The sequence below is a fragment of the Hyunsoonleella aquatilis genome (genome assembly GCF_014270105.1).
GTDB lineage: Bacteria > Bacteroidota > Bacteroidia > Flavobacteriales > Flavobacteriaceae > Jejuia > Jejuia aquatilis.
In genome coordinates, this window is the sequence record NZ_JACNMF010000003.1 from 615,392 (window position 1) to 634,911 (window position 19,520).

Here is a 19,520-nt window from a genome sequence, read left to right on the forward strand (position 1 = left end):
TGTTATATCGTTATTTTTAGGTTATCATAAGCCGGAAAAACGTTAGAGGGCAATTGTTTTTCCACTTCGGAGTGAAAACCAAGCATATGGCTAATGTGCGTTAAATAGGCCCTTTCGGGATTTACCTTTTCAATAAATTGTAAAGCTTCCTCAAGATTAAAATGAGAAATATGTGTTTCAATCCGTAAAGCATTTACCACTAATACCTTTACGTTTTTTATCTTCTCAACCTCCTTTTCCTCCACGGTTTTCATATCTGTCAAATATGCAAAATCCTTAAAGCGAAAACCAAAAACATTAAGCTCATAATGCGACCCCTTCACCGGGACCACATCCAAATTTCCCAACCTAAAAATTTTGTTCTTTATTCTGTGAATATCGACAGATGGTGCGCCGGGATACTTATTTTCGGTTTTAAAAATATAATCGAAACGCTGTTTTAGAGATTTCAAAACCCGTTTGTGCCCATACAAGGAAATTGCACCTTGTTTATAATAAAATGGGCGAATATCATCCAACCCTAACACATGGTCCGAATGTTCATGAGTAAATAAAATACCATCTATTTTTTCGCAATTGCTGCGCAGCATCTGTTGTCTAAAATCGGGGCCGCAATCGATAACGTAACTGAAATCGCCCCACTCAATCAAAACGGAAGACCTTAAGCGTTTATCCCTGCTATCCTCACTTAGGCAAACGGGGTGGTTGCTCCCAATAATTGGAATCCCTTGGGATGTCCCCGTGCCAAGAAAAGTCACTTCCAAAATGTTAGTTTTTTACTGACAAAAATAGGGTTATTTTTTTGTATGCTATCCTTATTTAATATCTTTACACAAAAATGTTATTAACCTATATTGCCTATGGAAATCAGCATTCAAGGAGATAGAGAATTTGATGATATTCCTTCATTAAAATCCAAGGCCCTCAAGATAAACCTCAATGAAAACATCTATGGCACTTTTGCCGAAATAGGCGCGGGACAAGAAACCGCGCGTCATTTTTTCAGGGCTGGAGGTGCTTCCGGAACTATTGCCAAGGCGATGTCTGCTTATGACAAGGATTTTAGTGATGCCATTTATGGAATTGAAGACGACAGACGTTATGTGACAGAGTCTCGATTGCGAAAAATGCTGATTCACGAAATGGCTCTGATGGAAGAGCGCATTACCCGAGATAAAAACCCTAATAAAATATTTTTCACTTACGCAAATACTGTAGCCACTATTGATTTTGCAAAACAATTTAAAGGTCATGGTTGGGTTGGCATCAAATACCAAGTAGAAGCTGGTGGAGGTTATAACGAAATCATCCTACACGTCCGATTTAAGGAAACCGACGCCCGTTTGCAGCAGGAAACTTTGGGGGTTCTGGGCACCAACTTGATTTATGGGGCATTTTACAAATATAATGAGCCAAAAAAGTTATTGAGGTACCTTTATGACCATTTGGATAAAGACCAATTGGAAATTGACACGATAAACTTTTCTGGGCCTGTTTTCAAGAATGTGGACAACAGACTGATGAGTCTGCAACTGGTGAAAAACGGCATGACTGACGCGGTGATGTTCGGGCCCGATGGCAACAACGTACTGCCTGCTCGCGTTTTTTATAAGAAAAACATTTTGGCCTTACGAGGAAGTTTTAGACCGGTAACCAAAGTGAATATGGCTATGTATGAGAAATCATACGAAATGTTTGTCAAAGAAAATAAGGTAGACCCTAATAAAACAGAGGTTGTTTTTGAAATTACATTATCAAATTTACGTGCAGAAGGAAAAATTGATGAACAAGATTTTATTGACAGAGCGGATTTGTTATGTGCTTTAGGACAGTCTGTTATGATATCCAACTTCCAGGAATACTATAAGGTTGTAGAATACTTTTCAAATTACACCAAAGCCAGAATGGGTCTTGCCATGGGCGTCAGCAATTTAGTAGATATTTTTGATGAAAAGTATTATCGCCATATAAGCGGGGGCATTTTGGAAGCCTTTGGAAAATTATTCTTTAAGGACTTAAAAGTTTACCTATACCCAATGCTAGATCCAAAAACTGGAGAGCTTATTAACAGTGAAAACCTTAAAGTGTATCCTCGTATGAAGGAATTATATAAATTCTTCAAGTACAATGGAAAAGTGATAGATATCACGGATTACGACGAAAGCATTATGAATATTTTCTCTAGAGAAGCTCTAAGGATGATAGAAAAAGGAGAGCCTGGATGGGAAGCCATGCTTCCTGAAGGCACAGCCGATTTAATAAAGGATTACAGGCTTTTTGGATACACAAGAAGGCCTTTAAAACCCTTAACCCTAAAAAGGAGAGCTGCCGCCAAAAAGAAATAGAAAAAAAAGCCTTCAAAAGGCTCTTTTTTTTAATCCTTTTCCAAGATTTGCGAAGCGTGTTCTTTCGCTTTTACCTTATCAATGACTTTTGATATCACGCCATTTTCATCAATCACGAAGGTGACACGGTGAATCCCATCAAAAACCCTTCCCATGAATTTCTTTTCGCCCCAAACACCAAAGGCATCTATAACTTCTTTATTGACATCAGCCAATAACGGGTATGGAAAATTAAACTTCTTCTTAAAGTTAGACTGCTTACGCTGGGAATCTGCGCTAACACCCAAAATCTCATAACCCTTTTCCTTTAATTCAGCATATTCGTCTCGCAAATTGCAAGCTTCAACCGTACAAGTTGGCGTATTGGCTTTCGGATAAAAGAAAACAACTAACTTTTTTCCTGTATAATCCGTTAATTTTATGGTGTTTCCCTGTTCATCAAAGGCTTCAAAATTTGGTGCTTTATCCCCTACTTTTAATGTGTTCATATCAATTTTTTTGTTTTTGAATTTACTAACTTCGTTTTTGCAAAAATACGACCGAATGACCAAACAAGAAAGCGTTGACTTTGTTATTAAAACGTTAAACAAGATTTACCCTCATATCCCAATCCCTTTAGATCATAAAGACCCTTACACCCTGTTGATAGCGGTCTTAATGTCGGCGCAAAGTACGGACGTTCGAGTGAATAAAATAACGCCCTTGCTATTTGAAGTGGCCGACAACCCTTATGATATGGTAAAGCTATCGGTTGAGGAAATCCGGGATATTATAAAACCTGTGGGGCTATCACCTATGAAAAGCAAGGGTATTCATGGATTGTCAAAAATTTTGATTGAAAAGCACGACGGCAAAGTCCCCAAAAGTTTTGAGGCTTTGGAAGCACTTCCGGCAGTTGGCCATAAAACAGCAAGTGTGGTGATGTCTCAAGCCTTTGGAGTTCCCGCCTTTCCTGTTGATACACATATTCACAGATTGATGTACCGTTGGAATTTAAGCAATGGTAAAAATGTGGTGCAGACGGAAAAAGACGCTAAACGTTTATTTCCAAAGGAATTATGGAACGATTTACATTTGCAGATTATTTGGTACGGACGGGAATACTCCCCTGCTCGTGGCTGGGATTTGGAAAAGGATGTGATTACCAAAACGATTGGCAGAAAATCCGTGATAAACGACTATTTGAAGCAAAAAAAATCCTGATGTCGCCATCAGGATTTTTAATTTTAATTGAGAAACGTTTCGTATTTCTCGTTTTTACCAGTTATGACATTTAAAGCTTTTGAATAGTCCAGTAGAAACTTAACCGTCTCATCCTTAGGCTTCAAATTTTTTGTTTTTTCAATTGAATGTTCGGAGTAAAGTTTTGCCATTTTACTAATTTAAGGGTTAATTCAAATTAATAACGCAGGCAAGTATGCTTTATTGTATCAATTCGTCAAAACGATATTATGCTTGTCAATAATCTTTCTAAGATTAATCAGCGCGTATCGCATTCGGCCGAGTGCGGTATTAATGCTAACTCCTGTTCTTTCTGATATTTCCTTGAAACTCATGTCGTTGTAGATGCGCATCATCAAAACTTCCTTTTGATCCTCCGGCAATTCATCTACCAAACGACGCACATCGTTTTCGACCTGTTCTTTAATAATACTTTTTTCAGCATTTAGGGAGCTATCACTCAACACCGAAAAAATACTGAATTCTCCAGCATTGTCAAACTTCGGCATTCGGTTACTCTTTCTAAAATAATCGATGACCAAATTATGGGCAATGCGCATTACCCAAGGTAAAAATTTGCCTTCTTCATTATAGGCGCCTCGTTTTAAAGTGCGAATCACTTTAATAAAAGTATCCTGAAAAATATCCTCGGCGATATCTCTATCATATACTTTTGAATAAATAAAACTGTAAATTTTGTGCTTGTGTCGGGTGATTAAAGTTTCTAATGCACTTTCCTGTCCCTTGATGTAGTCGCTGACCAATACAGCATCTGTGATAAGTTGTTGTTGCATAGTAATTACTTTTAATGCTCGAAGCAGTACTTCGTAGCTTGGGGTTATTTTAGTTTAAAAGTAATTTTACGCTATATAGTAGTGTTTTAATACGTTAGCAACAGTCCAAATATAACAACAATCATTCCTAAAATGCAAAAAATCGTAAGTTTTTTTAACAAATTGTTTAGTTTGACCTCATTTTTTCGGCTCATTTAGTTGTAGTATCTTTGCAAAATTATTCCCTTAAAACACCTATGAACACTGCCATTTCTGAAGTAAACCCGAAAGAAAACATCATTATTAAAGGTGCGAAATTGCATAACCTCAAAAATATTGATGTGGTAATCCCTCGGAATAAATTAGTGGTTATCACAGGGTTATCGGGCTCAGGGAAGTCCAGTTTGGCCTTTGATACGCTTTACGCCGAAGGCCAAAGACGTTATGTAGAAAGCCTTTCCAGCTATGCGCGCCAGTTTTTAGGACGATTGAACAAGCCCAAGGTAGACTACATCAAAGGGATTGCTCCAGCCATTGCGATTGAGCAAAAGGTAAATTCTACCAATCCACGCTCAACAGTTGGGACGACTACTGAAATCTATGATTATCTAAAATTATTGTTTGCCCGAATCGGAAAAACTTACTCCCCTATTTCTGGTAATGAGGTGAAAAAACATAGGGTTGGTGATGTTTTGAAGCACGTTAAATCCTTTTCGGAGGGTGAGAAACTTTTACTGCTCTCTCCTATTTATCTAGAAGAAGGACGTTCCATGGAAGATAAGCTAAAGACTTTGCAACAGCAGGGCTATGCAAGGGTGAAGCTTGAAGATGCGGTGGTACGGATTGATGAAATCGATGCTATTTTTGAAAACCAAACGGTTTTATTAGTGGTTGATAGGGTAATCACGAAAAACGAGGAAGATTTTTATAATCGGTTGGCTGATGCAATACAAACGGCTTTTTTTGAAGGCAAAGGGGAATGTATTGTTGAAAGTTTGAATGACAATAAAGCTGTTAAATTCAGCAATAAGTTTGAATTGGACGGTATAAGTTTTTTGGAACCGAACGTGCATTTATTCAGCTTCAATAATCCTTATGGTGCCTGCCCGAAATGTGAGGGCTACGGCGATATTATCGGGATTGATGAGGATTTAGTGATTCCGAACACAGGATTGTCTGTGTATGAAAGTGCCATATTTCCATGGCGAGGGGAAAGCATGAGCTGGTATAAAGACCAGTTGGTGAACAATTCGCATAAATTCGACTTTCCTATCCACAAACCTTATTTTGAATTGACGGAGGAACAAAAGGAACTGATTTGGACAGGAAACCAATATTTTGAAGGCCTGAACTCCTTTTTTGCTGAATTGGAATCTAAGGCGTATAAAATTCAAAACCGGGTAATGCTATCGCGCTATCGGGGCAAAACCAAATGCAAAGTCTGTAACGGCAAACGTTTAAGGCCAGAAGCGAAGTATGTCAAAATAAACGGGGTTACCGTTACGGATCTCGTGGAAATGCCAATAAAGAAACTGGTTCAATTTTTTAAGGAGCTAGAATTGAGCGACCATGATACCAATATCGCAACACGCCTGTTGAAAGAAATCAATAATAGGCTATCCTATTTGTCTAATGTTGGGCTCGATTATTTAACCTTAAACCGAAAGTCCAATACCCTTTCCGGAGGCGAAAGTCAACGGATTAATTTGGCCACTTCACTAGGCAGTAGCTTGGTCGGCTCTATGTATATTTTAGATGAACCAAGTATTGGTCTGCACCCAAAGGACACCGAACGATTGATTTCAGTATTAGAATCTCTACGGGATTTAGGCAATACAGTAATCGTCGTAGAACACGATGAGGATATTATGAAAATGGCCGACCACATTATCGATATCGGCCCCGAAGCTGGGACTTTTGGCGGACAGATTGTGGCCACGGGAACATACCAAGACATTTTGGCTTCGGAATCGCTCACCGCAAAATACCTCAATGAAAATCTCAAAATTGAAGTGCCAAAAACCAGAAGAACCTCAAAATACCATGTGGATATTAAGGGGGCTCGTGAAAACAACTTAAAAAATATAGATATTAGCTTTCCATTGGGAATGCTGACCGTTGTAACTGGAGTTTCCGGTAGTGGCAAAAGCACATTGGTCAAAAAGATTCTATTTCCAGCGTTGCAAAAAGCACTAACGGATTTTGGAGACAAACCGGGTCAATTTTCAGCTTTAGACGGAAATTTCAGCAATATCAAACAGATTGAATTTGTGGATCAAAACCCGATTGGACGATCCTCCCGATCTAATCCCGTTACCTACATCAAAGCTTACGACGACATTCGCGCACTGTTTTCAAAACAGAAATTGAGCAAGATTAGAAATTACCAGGCGAAACATTTTTCTTTTAACGTAGATGGCGGACGTTGTGAGACTTGTAAGGGCGAAGGTGAAGTAACCATTGAAATGCAATTTATGGCTGATGTGCATTTGGAATGTGAGACCTGCAAAGGTAAACGCTTTAAAAAAGAAGTATTGGAAGTCACTTTTGCCGATAAAAACATCCACAATATTTTAAGTTTGACGATTGACGATGCCATTACTTTTTTTGAGGCCACGGAACAAACCAAAATCAAAAACAAACTGCAACCCCTTCAAGATGTTGGATTGGGCTACGTTACTTTGGGGCAAAGCTCCTCTACCCTTTCTGGCGGTGAGGCGCAACGGATTAAATTAGCATCTTTTTTAGGAAAGGGCAACACAAAAGACAAAGCCCTTTTTATTTTCGATGAACCCACTACTGGACTACATTTTCATGACATTCAAAAGTTATTGAAGTCTTTCGATGCTTTGATCGAAAAAGGGCATTCCATTATTGTGGTGGAGCATAATTTGGAACTTATCAAATGTGCCGACCATATTATTGACTTAGGCCCTACCGGTGGACAAGAGGGCGGCAATCTTGTTGCTTTTGGCACTCCTGAGGATATCGCAAAAAACAAATCCTCAGTTACCGGAGCGTATCTTGAGGAAAAACTTTAACTTCAATTTCAACTTCATAGAATTTGCTGATTTTTCTACTTTGCTAGAAAAACATAAACGCATAAACACCCAAAATAAATGCAGTTATGGGTGCCACTATTAATAAAAACAACACAGAAATAATACTGGCTTTCAAGAAACTTTTCAGCTTTCCCTGCGCATAGAATTTGCTTAATGCTAAAATCAAATAGACAAAAGTGGATAGCATAATCAAAAAATCGATCCAATCCGGCAAATCAAAAATGAAGTTGATGGCTAAAATTATGCTGAAAACCAGAAAAAGAAAAGAAAAGTAATAGAAACTAAACACCAAATGATGAGCATAAAAAATGCCTTTTCGGTATAACAGTTTTAATATCAAAGCAAAAATCGGCAAAAGAAAAAATAATGCTATGGGTATGGTATCATAAAACGCCTGTAGTATATTACCCCCTTTTCTAGATTTATAAAACTTCAATCCTTGAGCATATATCCGTTTTGTAAAGACGCCAGCGTCATCAGGCATCCCTATAGCCTTATACATTTCATCTTTTGGCGCATCAATGGCAATTAAGGAATCCAACTTCTTTGAACTAAAACCGAAATCAGACGCATTGGTGTTCTTTGAATTTTTTGCTGAAGTTAAAGAATCGATTTGCTTACTGTAGGATTTTGGCAGATACTGCAAATCCACGGATTGGTTTTTCAAAATTGAATCAACATTAACCCTATTGGGCTTAAATGCCTTAGCAAAACTTTTGTCAACTGCTTGCACCTGTTGCCGCTGCACAAATGAAAACAGAAAGAAAAAAACAACCGTAATGAAAAGATACATCTGCGCCGGGTGCAGGTACAATAGGCGTTTACCTTCTATAAACTTACTGGCTAAATAACCAGGCTTAAATAGCAACGGAAAAAAACTTTTAAAAAAACGGGCGTCAAAAGAAAAATAGTTGCTAATCGTATTATAAAACAGTACCCCTACGGTCAGTTCATCCTTAGCCTGTTGCCCACAATGGGGACAAAATTTAAAATGCCCCGCAAACTTCTGCTCACAATTCTTGCAAGTTTCTAATGTGTCTGACATTGAACTTCATTGTTTAGTTAAAAATAAAAAAAGATTTATGAAATAAACCTTTTGCTAAATATTGTTTTTGAAATAGTTACATTTTTGGCACACAAATTGAAAATCGTAGTTCCAATAGCGTAAACCGAAAAGCTAAAGAGTAGGTAAAATTTAAATCAAAAAACGATGAGAACAACAGTACTATTTTTTACGGCCATGTTGATGAGTTTAACATCCGTAAGTGCATTTGAGGCTAATCACCATAAACCAAAGCATAAAAAACATGTGTCCGAGACTTACCGCTACGCACAACCTATCCTATTTATTGAGCGCGGTGTTGAGTTTTTGATTTTCCCGGACGGAAGTTTTGATTTTAACACCGATACGTATCGCGATTTTTATAACAACAGGCCCAATTGGAACAGTCGCCGTGGCGTCAGCACCACTTATGGTGCACCAAATTCACTCTACCGAAGAAATAGGGGCGTATTTATAGCTCATGATAGGGATGGCAAGGTAAGGCGTATTGGCAATGTGTTTTTGAATTACGACAGGTATGGCAGGATAAAACGTGCAGGATCGGTATATATGAATTATGCCTTTGGCCGTCCCCACGCGGCCTTAATTCAAGTTGGCGGATTGCGAGTAAACTTCAACCGATGGGGAGAAATTGTCAATACCCATGGACAGGTAAACCGAGTTAGGGGCTATTGCAATTTTAATGGTTTTGGTAACGCCACAACAGGGCCCCAATTTGGCAATAGAAACAGACAATATGATGACGACCGCTGGTTTGACAATAGAGATGACGATAGGTACGAGGAGGACGACCGCTGGTTTGACAACAGAGATGACAATAGGTACGAAGACGACGGTATTTACCAAAACGATGACAACTACTATTACTACAAACAAAATGGCAAAGTAAAGAAACACAAAAAGAATAGGAGGTAATTTGTATAATCTTAAAAGTCACAAAAAAACTTAAAGCCGCATTAGTAGCTTTAGGTTTTTTTTGTGATTTATTGTAACGATTTGACTAAACCGAATTTAAGGCTATTTAAACTTTTTGTAGTACGTTTTCAATACTTTATCAAATATATTTATTACCGTTTCTACATTCTTTTTAGTAAAACACAAAGGAGGTTTTGTTTTTATAACATTATCAAAAGGCCCATCCGTACTAACTAAAATGTAACTATTTTTCATTTCGTTTTTAATGAATTGTGCCAATTTAGTGTCAGGGTCTTTTGTTCCATCTTTTACAATTTCAACTCCTATAAATAACCCTCCTCCCCTAACATCACCTATGCATTCATACTTTTTAGAAAGCTTCTTTAAAAGACTCTGGTAGTAATTGCCCACTTCCCTGGCATTTTCTTGAAGGTTTTCTTCCTCAATAACATCTAAAACTGCGGAAGCGATTGCACACGATACGGGATTACCACCAAACGAACTAAAAAACTCCACACCTTGTTCAAATGATGACGCTATTTCATCAGTGCATACTACAGCACCCATTGGGTGTCCGTTGGCAATCGGTTTTCCCAAAACAACCATGTCGGGAATCACATCTTGTGCTTCAAAACCCCAAAAGTATTCGCCAAGCCGTCCAAAACCAGTTTGAACTTCATCACTAATGCACACACCATTTTGGGCTCTTATGGCAGGGTACACTTGCTTTAAATAGCCATCTGCAAGAGGCACCTGTCCTGCGCAACCCACAATTGGCTCGCTTATAAAGGCCGCAATAGGCACAGCACTATTCTGTATTTGACGCACAGCATCTTTCCCGTAAAACACCCCAGCATCTTGTTCTTCAGCATATTTTCCTTTATAAACATTCGGCAAGGGTGTCTTTATAACATGGGCTTTTTGCCCTTCCCCTTTAGGATTGTTGAATTTATAATCACTTATATCCATTGACGTTTGTGTATTCCCATGGTAACCTGATTCCATTACCATAATGTGTTTTGCCTTGGTATGATGGTGTGCCATGCGCATTGCCAAATCACTTGCTGCGCTCCCGGAGTTGACAAAGAACACTTTATTCAAGGACTTTGGGAAATAGCTAAGAAGCTTCTCGGCATAGTTATTTAATTCATCATACAAATAACGCGTGTTTGTATTTAACCTAGCCATTTGATTTTGCCCAGCTTTCACAACTTTCGGGTGAGCATGGCCTACATGTGGAATATTGTTGTAAGCATCTAGAAATGTGTTTCCGGAAGCATCGTACATGTACTGAAATGCAGAACGCACCATATGTATTGGATGATCGTAGCTTAAGGATAAGTTTTTACTAACGTGCTGCAATCTTCTTTCAATTAACTGTTGCACCGAAACAGGCTTAAGCCCGGACAAGCCAATTGCTTTTCTAAACTCATTTTCAGCATGAACTGGATTTATAGCCAACCACTTATGCAGCATTTTTAAAGCATGTTTTTCACTTACTGATGCATAAGTGTTTTCGGGGTTGGTCTTTTTTGCATGCGCGGAATTGCAGAGGCTCGTGCATAAACGCGCTGCTATTAAGTAGTAAAGCACTTTAACCTCCTCTTGCTTCAATGGAAGAATAGCATTATACGATTGCAATATAATTGTCGCCCATTGTAATGGCTCTTCTTTATCGTAAGATCCGTATGTTATTGCAATAGCAAGTTCATTGATAAGAAACGAATGTGCAAGATCTCCAAAATCAATTATTCCTGCTACTTTATCTCCCTGAACCAATACATTCCATTCGTTAGCATCATTGTGTATGATTTGCTTTCTTAACTCGGGCATGTGCGGCCTAACGACTTCTTCAAATTGTTCAAAGAAGTAGATAATTACGCTTCTATCTCTTGGATTGGATATATCACCGATAAACTTTTTATTTAAGTCAAAATATTGTAAATCCCATTCCCATTGCCTTGCTTGAATAGTATGACTTTTAAAATTCGCAAGATGTTTATCCATTTTGGCCAAAAAAGAACCGAAAGATTCAAATAACTTTGGCGTATGCTCTACATCTCCCATAAATTTCCCTTCTAAAAAGGATAACATTCTGCAAATTCTCTTTTCGTTGTCAACTTCAAGGACCTTGGTGTGCATATTATCATTAAATGGAACGATACTAGGTGTACCTTTATCCATTTTCTCTTCCAAAAATACAAGCACTGCATTTTCTGCTTTTACGATATCGTGAAGGCTGTCCGAAAATGCATAAGTCTTAAAAACGTAGTTACTAGATTTACCTAAAATCTTGTGGTTCTCATTATCATAACCGTTTAGATGCTTTATCTTGTCAACAGTAAAACCGAACTCTTTTTCAATAAAAGCTTTCATTATTTGTAAATTTCATTTGTATTAGTGAATGCCTTAAATTCAAGTGGGTTGCCACTATAATCAAACACGAACATGGTTAACTGTTCACCTGTTTTACCCTGATACCTTTGTTGTGGCCTAATTACGAATTCAACTTTAGCATCTTCCAGTTTCTTCTGTATTTCTGTAAATTGCTCAATGGAAAGCAAACAGCCGAAGTGAGGAATAGGAACATTAACCCCATCAACGCTGCCACAATAATCCAATGAGGGAAAGTTGTCGCTTACATGTGCGGATAATTGATTATCGAAAAAATTAAAATCGATCCATGATGTTGTCGATCTTCCTTCCTCGCAACCCAACACACCAATGTAAAACCTGCGGGTTGAATCAATGTCTTTTACTTTGAAGGCGAAATGAAATGAAGCCATATAGTACTTTTTAATGATTTTTAGCCAATTAAAAACTTATCTGCTTTTCATGCTAATAAAATATACACTACCAACAACCTTTGCCCTTACGGAAGGCAGCCATCAGAAATTTATAGTTAGTTGTAATTAGGCACCAATTCTGAAACTACCAAAATTTGACACTACTGAAAAAAAATAAAAATTCTAAAGTTTTTGGAGTTATTTTACATGAGATAAATGTACAAATAAAGCAGTATAAAAACCACATGTTTTAGTACACCAGTAGCGGCTCTTTACCAAGTGCATTCTTTTAGGCTTCAACCACAATGCTCAGAAGGCTTTAATTATAAATAAATCTCTTTTTAAATAAAGGTCTCAACCTTTGGTCTAACCGCAAAATCCAGTATCCTAATTTTTTAATTGATCACCAGAACTTTTTTGATATCCTTTTTTGGCACGCTGTTTGTAATTCATAAAGCATGAACTTAAATACTGGAAAAATTCAGTACCTAAAACATACAATTATGAAAAAGTTAGTTTTTTTATTAGCAGGTTTAATCCTTAGCGGGTTCACCGTCAATGCTACCCCGGATGTTACCGAAACTAGCCTTACGGCAAACTATTACAGAGGTTATGGAGACTCTTTCATATTTGTTGAAGGCGGTATCGAATTCTCGGTATTTCCCGATGGGCAATTCGATTTTAATATTTTAAGGAACAATCCAAGATTTGGCGCTTCGTTTGGTTCACCAAACGTCAGTATCAGCTTTAACTCAGGTTTTGATTATAATGCTTATGTGCAGTATGACGAGTTTGGGGCCATTATTCAAATTGAAAATATTCCAATTTTTTACGATCATTTTGGTCGTATTGCTCAAGTTGGAAATGTAAACATCTATTACAATAATTTTGGTTACATATCACGTGTTGGCGGGCTGTATGTGCACTATAATAGGTTTAATCGTTTTTCGCACTGTACAGGTTTTATAAATGTATTCAACAGAAACTATATTTTCAGACCATGGCACCGTTTCTATGTGATACCACCAATTGATTTTTGTGTGGTTTTCAACAGGCCTTACAGACGTTTTTACAACCCTGTACGTTATGTTTATTCAAGACCGTTTTACAACAATTATAGGCCCAGAACGGCTGTGGCAACACGAAGAGGATTTGCTGTAAACAGAAACAGAAGTTACGCAACGGCATATAGAAGCTCAAGAAATAGAACGGCTGTTAACAATTTTAAATCATCTAGAAGATTGTCTTCAAATGATAGAGGTCAATTGCGCAATAACAATAATTTCAAAAGAAATTCTGATGTAAGGCGAAACAATAACATTGCAACAACTCGAAATTCGAATGCCAATAAGGAGGTGATCAGAAGAGAAAGCGTTCGAAATAATAATATTAGAAATACTCAGCCCAAAACAAGAGTAAACTCGAATAACGTAAGGCGTGAAACCATGTCGAACCAAAGAGTTCAGACTAAAACTAGGATTAATGATAGCAATCAGCGTACTAGGGTAAACACAAACAATAATAGTAGGCAGGTTCAAAATAGAACCCGAAGTACTCAAATTACGAGAAACAGGACAGCGGTAAAAAAACCAACGACAAACAATTCTCGTATATATAATGGAAACAGAAGTTCTAGTAGACAGACCGTAAGTAGGTCTTCTCAAAGCAAACCTAAGGTTACCAGGCAGGCAACCTCAAGGTCAAGTCAAACAAGCACTAGAGTTGCACAAAACAGAAGCAACTCCAGAAGCAAAAGCACTAATACTTCATCTAGACGAAGACTATAATTTTTGGTTGGTTAGTTGGAAGCCCCGCGATAAGTATGCCTCAAAGCAACATCGTGGGGTTTCTTTTTTATGTCTTTTTCCTCAGGAATTTATCTATTAAAGTATTGAGGTCTTCTGAAAAATTCATCGTGTAAACCACTCCCCAATAAACCACAGCTATTAGCATTGATTTCAAAACAATATTCAAAATAGGATGAAAACTAAAATCCCAAAAATAGCCCGCCAAAACGATAATGGTCAACAATAATCCTACTTTAATCGTATTGGCCGAAAACGGCAGTATTTTAAATTTCCTGTAGACAAAAATCACTTTAATCGAATTATATAAAAAAATAGCGATAAAGGTGGCCAAGGCCGCTCCATTAATACCATATATTGGAATAAATAGCATATTCAATAAAATCATAACCACTACCAAAACCACCCCAAAAAGCAGTACCATTCTATAATAGTCACTATTAAACAATATGGCATTATTGCTCCCCAAAAGTGAATCGTAAAGTTTTGCCAAACTAATGACGAGCACTACAATCAGGCCACCACTAAATTCTTCAGGGATAATGAGATACAATTGATTAATATTCAGGATAATCAACAAAAATATGCCTCCCCCGACCACAAAAAGGTTCAAAGAACTTTTTTTATACAAATCCCCTAACGACTCAAAATCCCTATCATTTAAAAATTTTGCCGACAATGGCAATAGTATTTGATGCATGGAGCGCTGTGGCACGGAGATAACAGCGGCGATAAAAATGGCCACATTATAGTATGCAATCTCCTCAATTGGAATATAATAGCCCAGCATTACCTTATCCACATCCAAAAGTATAGTGGCAATGGAACCTGCTATAATTATCAAAATCGAATAGCTCAATATTTTTCTGAGACTGATAACCCTTCTAAACATAATTACTGGAAGCTTAATACTGAACGCATAAAGCATCATGGTAAGCATACGCAACACGTACATTACCACCAGCCCCGTCATAAATTGCTCAATGGAAATAACTCTGAAATACAGCAAAAACAACAAGAGCATCGTGCCTACCCGATGAAACACCTCTTTCATAAAATTCCCGAAAACTGTTTGCATCTGTACTTTTGCCCAAGAGAAGAAAATTTCAAAATACGCTAGGGCACCAGATATGATGAGCGCGTGCCACAAATAATGCTGTATGATATCATTCTGTTTTGAAAGAAATGATGCTATGGTGTCATAAGCTATAAAATTGATCGATGCCAATGGGATGATAAACAACAGAGGCATAAAGAGCATCAAGGTTAAAAAACTATGCAGTGCTATTCGGGTTTTAAATGAAGAATAGAATTTCACCAAGGTATTATGCGCCCCGAAAGCCAATAGGGGCATGACGACAAACGCCAAGGAAAGCATATAGCCAACCATGCCGTAATATTCATCACTCATAAATTCTGTGTAGAGAAAAAGCGTGTTTATCGCGCCAATAGCGAAACCGCCATAGGTAGAAATTACATTTTTAAACGACTGCGACGCTACAATTCCCATTACAGTAACTGAGATAACAATTGTGTCAATGCCTTTCTGTGATACTTTTGCAACCCTATGGGGTGAGATTTCAAAGTATTGCTTTTATAGGCACTATAATGCTCTAAGATAGTTTTTTTTAAAGAATCGTTTTCGGTGTAGTCAAAATAGTTGCCAGTGTTGGTTTCTTTAATAATCCGTTCCACATCCGAATCTTTTGGCCCAATGGCGATAATAGGTCGATTTGAAACCATATATTCAAATAGTTTTCCTGGGATGATGCATTTTGTGTCTTCGGAATCGATTTCAATTAATAACAATAATTGAGACTTTTTCTGAAACATAACTGATTCTTTATGTGAAATATAACCTACCTTATCTACATAATCAGTTAAATCAAATTTTTCAATGGTTTGAAGTACATTATCACTTATAAAACCGACCAAATTCAGTTGAAAATCGCTTTTGAACCCTTCCACTTCCGAAACCAATTCCGAAAGGACATTCCATAGTATTTCAGGATTTCGTTTTGACAGCAAAGAACCAATATGTGAGAGCGTGAATTTTGAATCCATTTCAGCCTTTTCAGAAACTTCGTCGTCGTAGCCATTAGTAATGACTTCGATAGGTTGCCATGTAATTCCTCCCTGAAATTCCTTTTTGGTGACCGTACTTGTGACAATGATTTGATCGGTGTTTGAAAGCACCTGTTTCTCAAGGTTTTTATGTTTCTTTTGTGAGGCTTTGGTCAACTTGAGCTGTTTGTGGTAACCAATAGTAGTCCACGGGTCCCTAAAATCGGCCAGCCATTTTATGTCAAGTTTCCTTCTCAAATTCAACCCAATTAAATGCACACTATGCGGTGGCCCTGTAGTAATAACAGTTTTAATGTTGTTTTCAGGGATGTATTTCAGCAAAAATTCAGTTGAAGGATTGACCCAGCCTACCCGGGCATCAGGGATAAAAAAATTGCCACGGATAAAAAGCATCAGTTTTTCAACCATGGTTTGCCTTTTGTTTTCACTGATAATGCCCTTACTAATGGTACTTGACTTTTCTTTTGAAAACCATTTGGCGAATTTATAGGGCTCATTGATAGGAAATTTAATAACCTTCAAATCTGAAGCGACTTCGGTTTCAAGGCTTTTATCCATAATTGGATAATTTGGATTCTCTGGAACAAAAACAATTGGATCCACCTTAAAATCAGGTAAATACTTAACAAATTTTAGCCAACGTTGCACACCGGGTCCTCCCGCAGGCGGCCAATAATACGTGATTATGAGTACTTTTTTACGCACTCTTTCTTTGCTTAAACTCGTAAAATAATCCAGCCAAAAGCAGTAGCCCCAATACAACCGAACTGGCTAAGGAAATAGAACTCCCTGTTTTAACCACATCCGGGTCAAACTTGAATTCTATGGTATGAGTACCAGCAGGAATTTCCATACCTCTTAGAATATAGTTGACACGCATGAAATTCGCTTCATCACCATCTATGGTAGCCTTCCAGCCGTGGGGGTAATAAATTTCGGAAAACACCGCGAAGCCATTATTTGAATTATTGGATTCGTATTTTAGATAATTTGGTTGTGCTTTTTTAAGTTGAATACTAGCAATGGAATCCACCTCATAATTCAGGTCTAATGCTTCAGATTTAACAAATTCTTTCCTAAAAATTGCCGTGGTTTTATTGTCCAAGCTATCCAGTAGCTTAATTTCCTCATTAGCTGATGGCACTTCTTCAAGTTTATTTACAAACCAAGCATTGTCATTGGCTTCTTCATTTTTATATGAAAACAAGCCTCCCTTTTCATCTTGTGCAATGATATACCTGGTATTTAACATATTCATCACATTAATGTTATTTTGAGAAATGTACCAATCGAACACCTCACGATAGCGCTTTAATTCGGCGGCATTATAACCGTTTAATGAATTATGAAAATAAGACGGTTTTGACGGCCCGGAAACTAAATCAAAAACCCTAAAATGTCCTTTATCCCGCAGTATTTCCTTATCCACTTCATTTGCCGAAAAAGGCTTGCTCATTTTAATGGATGCCACAAAATCACCTTCATTCACATAACGTCTTCCAACACCAACCAAATCAAAAAGAATCAATAGCAGTAGGCCACCAACGACCCACTGCTCTTTCACTTTATTTTTGAGATACCCCCAAATAAGTCCAGCAGAAAGCAGTACCAAAATCAATGTGCGAATCGTGTCGGCCTTAAAAATAGATTTCCTATCATCCTTTATAGCCCTAATAAAGTCTTGTCCGTACGCCTGAATATACTGCCCATCTCTAAGCCCTACAAAATCAAACAGTGAAGAACCAAAAAACAGAAAGATTAGTGATAGACCTCCAGCAATTCCAGTGGCCATTTTTAAGGCTTTCAATTTCTCTTCTTCTTTGTTGAAATCATTAAACAATCTTACTACTCCAAATACGGCAAGTACGGGAACACATAATTCCAAAATCACTTGAATGGAAGTTACCGCCCTAAACTTGTTGTAGAGCGGCACATAATCGATAAAAAAGTTGGTGAGGAAGTTTAAATTTTTTCCGTAGGAAAGCAATAATGACAAAATAATACCTCCCAACAACCACCATTTTAAACGCCCCTTTACCAAAAACAGTGCAAATACAAAAAGGAACAGCACTACTGCCCCAATATAAGCCGGTGCCTCCACAATCGGCTGGTCTCCCCAGTACATGGGCGCATTTTCGGCCTGTTCCAAAGCTTGACTTGGGGAAGCGCCTAGCTTTCTAAATGCCTCGTATGTATGGGAATTCTTGCCAACATTTTCAGCGTTTCCTCCACCCATAAATCGCGGAATAAACAGGTTAAACGTTTCGGCAAAGCCATAGCTAAATTGCGTAATATAATCCTTATCCAGCCCAGCAGTCACTTCTTTAGGCGTTCCATCAGGATTAATGGTCAATTCGCTTTTCCCACGCGTGCTTTCCTTGACATACTCTTGGGTGGCCATCACATTCGTAGCATTCAAACCAATGGCCAAAACAACTGCCAAAACCATGATGCCAATAGATTTGAAATAATGAGGCAACACCTTTTTCCGATAGGCATCTATCAAATAGGCAATCCCCAAAACAATAACTAAAAGCAACAAATAATAGGTCATTTGAAAATGATTGGCCACCAACTCTAAGCCCATGGCAACAGCTGTGAGAAGAAAACCGCAAATATATCGCTTTTGAAAAACGAGCAAAATCCCACTGAGTACCAAAGGCATGTAGGCTATCGCATGTGCTTTACTATTGTGCCCAACCCCCAAAATAATTATTAAATAGGTGGAAAACCCAAAAGCCAGCGCCCCCAACCCCGCCAATTTAAAATCGACCTTCAACACCAAGAGCAGTATATAAAAACTTAACAGGTATAAAAACAAATAATCTGCAGGCCTTGGCAAAAACCGTAAGGCAGAATCCAGTTTTTTGATGTAATTGTGTGGATATCTTGCTCCTAATTGATAGGTGGGCATCCCACCAAAAGCACTATTGGTCCAGTAGGTTTCCTTCCCGGTTTCGGCTTTAAAATCCTTTTGCTGTTTGGACATGCCAATGTATTGTACAATGTCGCTCTGATAAATTTGCTTGCCTTGCAATACGGGATAAAAATAAGCTAAAGAGACAGCTATAAAGCCCAGTACAACAAGTATGTGGGTCAGGAATTTTTTAAATAAAGATTGCATGCAAAGGGTTTAAACACTCAGGGTTGAAATTAGTCAATTTCTTCGTAATCCACATAATCGCCCACATCTTTATTTGACGCTCTTTGTTTGGGCATTTTATCTATGGACACCTCGCCTTCTTTCTTTGAAGTCTCTTGACGCTGATTTTGAAACTGACCTCCAAATTGCTGCTCTGCTTTTTTGGCTACATATTTCACTAGGAATGGCGCAAATAATCGAGACAATATCTTCACACCATAATATACCAGCATTATGATAAGAATGATTTTGATCAATCCAGGCAAAGACGCTTGTTGTAGCATAATTGATTGTTTGGCACAAAAATACAATTCTCAACATTG

15 protein-coding genes are annotated in these 19,520 nt (G+C 37.9%); 5 read left to right on the top strand and 10 right to left on the bottom strand.

Annotated features, from left to right (window positions below; genetic code table 11):
* Positions 1–2: 2 nt before the first annotated feature.
* Positions 3–764 (bottom strand): MBL fold metallo-hydrolase, encoded by a 762-nt coding sequence (locus H7U19_RS11325; RefSeq protein WP_186562402.1) that lies wholly within the window; start codon positions 762–764, stop codon positions 3–5.
* A gap of 96 nt (positions 765–860) precedes the next feature.
* Here H7U19_RS11325 and H7U19_RS11330 point away from each other — a divergent pair, with 96 nt between their 5' ends.
* Positions 861–2,345, top strand: a complete 1,485-nt coding sequence (locus H7U19_RS11330) for a TonB-dependent receptor (RefSeq protein WP_186562403.1) — start codon at positions 861–863, stop codon at positions 2,343–2,345.
* A 29-nt stretch (positions 2,346–2,374) separates the two neighbouring features.
* Here the strand turns inward: H7U19_RS11330 and bcp are convergent, their stop codons facing one another.
* Positions 2,375–2,833, bottom strand: coding sequence for a thioredoxin-dependent thiol peroxidase (gene bcp / locus H7U19_RS11335; protein ID WP_186562405.1), 459 nt, complete (start codon positions 2,831–2,833; stop codon positions 2,375–2,377).
* Between the two features lie 55 nt (positions 2,834–2,888).
* On the opposite strand from bcp, the gene H7U19_RS11340 reads away from it, so the two are divergent.
* Positions 2,889–3,548, top strand: coding sequence for an endonuclease III domain-containing protein (locus tag H7U19_RS11340; RefSeq protein WP_186562407.1), 660 nt, complete (start codon positions 2,889–2,891; stop codon positions 3,546–3,548).
* Between the two features lie 227 nt (positions 3,549–3,775).
* Here H7U19_RS11340 and H7U19_RS11345 read toward each other — a convergent pair whose 3' ends face one another.
* Positions 3,776–4,360 (bottom strand): RNA polymerase sigma factor, encoded by a 585-nt coding sequence (locus H7U19_RS11345; protein ID WP_186562409.1) that lies wholly within the window; start codon positions 4,358–4,360, stop codon positions 3,776–3,778.
* 236 nt (positions 4,361–4,596) lie between these two features.
* On the opposite strand from H7U19_RS11345, the gene uvrA reads away from it, so the two are divergent.
* Positions 4,597–7,380 (top strand): excinuclease ABC subunit UvrA, encoded by a 2,784-nt coding sequence (gene uvrA, locus H7U19_RS11350; RefSeq protein WP_186562411.1) that lies wholly within the window; start codon positions 4,597–4,599, stop codon positions 7,378–7,380.
* Positions 7,381–7,423: 43 nt separating this feature from the next.
* Here the strand turns inward: uvrA and H7U19_RS11355 are convergent, their stop codons facing one another.
* Complete coding sequence (locus tag H7U19_RS11355; RefSeq protein ID WP_186562413.1) at positions 7,424–8,446, bottom strand: DUF3667 domain-containing protein; 1,023 nt, start codon at positions 8,444–8,446, stop codon at positions 7,424–7,426.
* A gap of 165 nt (positions 8,447–8,611) precedes the next feature.
* Here H7U19_RS11355 and H7U19_RS11360 point away from each other — a divergent pair, with 165 nt between their 5' ends.
* Complete coding sequence (locus H7U19_RS11360; RefSeq protein WP_186562415.1) at positions 8,612–9,379, top strand: hypothetical protein; 768 nt, start codon at positions 8,612–8,614, stop codon at positions 9,377–9,379.
* A 102-nt stretch (positions 9,380–9,481) separates the two neighbouring features.
* On the opposite strand, the gene H7U19_RS11365 is transcribed toward H7U19_RS11360, so the two are convergent.
* Both H7U19_RS11365 and H7U19_RS11370 read right to left on the bottom strand, forming a co-directional pair.
* Complete coding sequence (locus tag H7U19_RS11365; protein WP_186562417.1) at positions 9,482–11,755, bottom strand: aminotransferase class III-fold pyridoxal phosphate-dependent enzyme; 2,274 nt, start codon at positions 11,753–11,755, stop codon at positions 9,482–9,484.
* Entirely contained in the window at positions 11,755–12,165 is a 411-nt protein-coding gene (locus tag H7U19_RS11370; RefSeq protein WP_186562419.1) for a VOC family protein, read from the bottom strand. Before H7U19_RS11370 ends, H7U19_RS11365 begins: the two co-directional genes overlap by 1 nt.
* Positions 12,166–12,668: 503 nt before the next feature.
* Here H7U19_RS11370 and H7U19_RS11375 point away from each other — a divergent pair.
* The gene (locus H7U19_RS11375; protein WP_186562421.1) at positions 12,669–13,952 is read left to right on the top strand and encodes a hypothetical protein; all 1,284 of its coding nucleotides are present in this window, start codon (positions 12,669–12,671) and stop codon (positions 13,950–13,952) included.
* A gap of 67 nt (positions 13,953–14,019) precedes the next feature.
* Here H7U19_RS11375 and H7U19_RS11380 read toward each other — a convergent pair whose 3' ends face one another.
* The 4 genes from H7U19_RS11380 to H7U19_RS11395 are packed head-to-tail and all read right to left on the bottom strand — an operon-like array spanning position 14,020 to position 19,481.
* Complete coding sequence (locus H7U19_RS11380; RefSeq protein WP_186562423.1) at positions 14,020–15,480, bottom strand: oligosaccharide flippase family protein; 1,461 nt, start codon at positions 15,478–15,480, stop codon at positions 14,020–14,022.
* Entirely contained in the window at positions 15,480–16,760 is a 1,281-nt protein-coding gene (locus tag H7U19_RS11385) for a glycosyltransferase (RefSeq protein ID WP_186562425.1), read from the bottom strand. Before H7U19_RS11385 ends, H7U19_RS11380 begins: the two co-directional genes overlap by 1 nt.
* Positions 16,753–19,179: a YfhO family protein gene (locus H7U19_RS11390; protein ID WP_186562427.1), complete on the bottom strand. Its 2,427-nt coding sequence runs from the start codon at positions 19,177–19,179 to the stop codon at positions 16,753–16,755. Before H7U19_RS11390 ends, H7U19_RS11385 begins: the two co-directional genes overlap by 8 nt.
* Before the next feature lie 29 nt (positions 19,180–19,208).
* Positions 19,209–19,481, bottom strand: a complete 273-nt coding sequence (locus tag H7U19_RS11395; RefSeq protein WP_186562429.1) for a DUF4834 family protein — start codon at positions 19,479–19,481, stop codon at positions 19,209–19,211.
* Between the last annotated feature and the right edge of the window lie 39 nt (positions 19,482–19,520).

What these genes read in the sequence shown, in the direction of transcription:
- uvrA (WP_186562411.1), top strand. Translation starts at nt 4,597, where the DNA reads ATGAACACTGCCATTTCTGAAGTAAACCCGAAAGAAAACATCATTATT.
- H7U19_RS11360 (WP_186562415.1), top strand. Translation starts at nt 8,612, where the DNA reads ATGAGAACAACAGTACTATTTTTTACGGCCATGTTGATGAGTTTAACA.
- H7U19_RS11380 (WP_186562423.1), bottom strand. Translation starts at nt 15,480, where the DNA reads ATGGGAATTGTAGCGTCGCAGTCGTTTAAAAATGTAATTTCTACCTAT.
- bcp (WP_186562405.1), bottom strand. Translation starts at nt 2,833, where the DNA reads ATGAACACATTAAAAGTAGGGGATAAAGCACCAAATTTTGAAGCCTTT.
- H7U19_RS11395 (WP_186562429.1), bottom strand. Translation starts at nt 19,481, where the DNA reads ATGCTACAACAAGCGTCTTTGCCTGGATTGATCAAAATCATTCTTATC.
- H7U19_RS11370 (WP_186562419.1), bottom strand. Translation starts at nt 12,165, where the DNA reads ATGGCTTCATTTCATTTCGCCTTCAAAGTAAAAGACATTGATTCAACC.
- H7U19_RS11390 (WP_186562427.1), bottom strand. Translation starts at nt 19,179, where the DNA reads ATGCAATCTTTATTTAAAAAATTCCTGACCCACATACTTGTTGTACTG.
- H7U19_RS11355 (WP_186562413.1), bottom strand. Translation starts at nt 8,446, where the DNA reads ATGTCAGACACATTAGAAACTTGCAAGAATTGTGAGCAGAAGTTTGCG.
- H7U19_RS11345 (WP_186562409.1), bottom strand. Translation starts at nt 4,360, where the DNA reads ATGCAACAACAACTTATCACAGATGCTGTATTGGTCAGCGACTACATC.
- H7U19_RS11340 (WP_186562407.1), top strand. Translation starts at nt 2,889, where the DNA reads ATGACCAAACAAGAAAGCGTTGACTTTGTTATTAAAACGTTAAACAAG.
- H7U19_RS11375 (WP_186562421.1), top strand. Translation starts at nt 12,669, where the DNA reads ATGAAAAAGTTAGTTTTTTTATTAGCAGGTTTAATCCTTAGCGGGTTC.
- H7U19_RS11330 (WP_186562403.1), top strand. Translation starts at nt 861, where the DNA reads ATGGAAATCAGCATTCAAGGAGATAGAGAATTTGATGATATTCCTTCA.
- H7U19_RS11365 (WP_186562417.1), bottom strand. Translation starts at nt 11,755, where the DNA reads ATGAAAGCTTTTATTGAAAAAGAGTTCGGTTTTACTGTTGACAAGATA.